General features: G+C 58.9%; 1 protein-coding gene. It reads right to left on the bottom strand.

The genetic code is table 11. The features are described 5' to 3' along the window. A partial coding sequence (locus tag Q0G18_RS09440) for a potassium transporter TrkG (protein WP_297152459.1) occupies positions 1-689 on the bottom strand: 689 nt, incomplete at its 3' end. Between the last annotated feature and the right edge of the window lie 830 nt (positions 690-1519).

Raw genomic sequence — 1519 nt, 5'->3', positions numbered from 1 at the left:
GTGTTGAATGCGGTAATGGCCAGCCAAAGCGACTGCAGAGCAGCGCGCACGGGCTCCATGCCGATCGACATACACATTACAGTGAGCACCACCGCAGCGCCGAAAATGATGACGAGCGAGATGCGCAAAATGAGCTGCGTCGTCTGGACGACATTGGGAACCACATGCTCGCTTCGACCCTCGGCGGTGTAGAGCGACGAGCCCGAGCGTTTGCCGAAGATGCCGAGCGAGAGCGCCACAACGATGAGGCCCAAGCCGCCGACCAGGTGCATCATGAAGCGGAACATGTTGTCCGCGTTGGAGAAGTGGTCGATGTCGAGCGCAACGGTGGCACCCGTCGTGGTGAGACCCGAGACGCCGTCGAAAAGCGCATCAATATACGTGGCGTAGTGCCCGGACAGAAAAAGCGGAACCGACGCGAAGAAGGCGAGCACGATCCATGCGAAGCCCGTGACCGCAAGCGCCTGGCGACGCCCCAAGCGACCGGGCTCGATGCGCAGGAACTGCAGCAGCGTGCCGACGACGAGCGCGATGCCGATACCCAGCAGATAGCGCTCGGCGGGCTCCCATTCTTGGAACACGAGCGCCGTTATGAACGGCACCGCCATAAGCGCCGCGAAGAGCTGGGTGAGCGTACCGAGGTAGTGTCCGATAACACGCAGGTCGTAAAGCGAGAACCTCTGCCACATGCCACTACCCCATCAGCACGCGAGCGATGCTGACCAGGACCACCATCGCAAGGAGGAGGCACACGAAGAACAGCACGACGATCGCAAAGCCCATAAGGGGCGTCGTGATAGATTCGCGTATGTCAGACCAAGACTTTTGCATGGGGCATATTCTAGTACATTTACCGAAAAAGGCACGTCGGGCGCGATAGGTTGCCCCATAGCGGACACAATCTAGTCCCCCAAGCGAAAAAGAGCCCGGATGCTTGAGGGCGCATCCGGGCCATAAGGGGATAGATCCACCGCATCTCAGATTGCAGCGAGGATCATTGTGAGGAATCGGATCTCGACGGCTCCCTGAATTCTGCCGTGCCCTGCCAATCGGGATTCGGGACAGAACCCTTGATAAACTTTCTCTTGGTGCAACCGCACTTCGAGCAAGAAGGAGCGCCAGGTGGCATGTCGGCACCGCATTGCGAGCAGACGATGTCGATTTTCGGAATCAATTTCCGACATTTGTTGCACTTGATGCAGGGAAAACACGTCACGGCAAAACTCTTTTCCCGAATCGTGGGGATACGGTTGCGGCGCGCACCGTCCAAACTCGCATTCGCGGCACACGTTTTATATGGAGGGAGTGCGAGGGCCTTGCGCTCATTCGAAGATTGCGCCAAGCCCCCGCGAAAGGATTGCGGCCCGACCTGTGGAGAGTGGCCGAACCGCAATCGAGCGGAAGAGACTTGCTAGTTGTTCGCAGCCCACTTCGCCTGAACAGTTGCCGCACGCGGCATCGCGAAGGCGATGAAGCAGGACACGATCATGGCGATGGCAACGATGACGAACGCGTAGGC

The sequence above is a fragment of the uncultured Ellagibacter sp. genome (assembly GCF_934636505.1).
GTDB lineage: Bacteria > Actinomycetota > Coriobacteriia > Coriobacteriales > Eggerthellaceae > Ellagibacter.
Note: the sequence above shows the minus strand (reverse complement) of the source record. Positions and strands in the feature narration are given on the sequence as shown.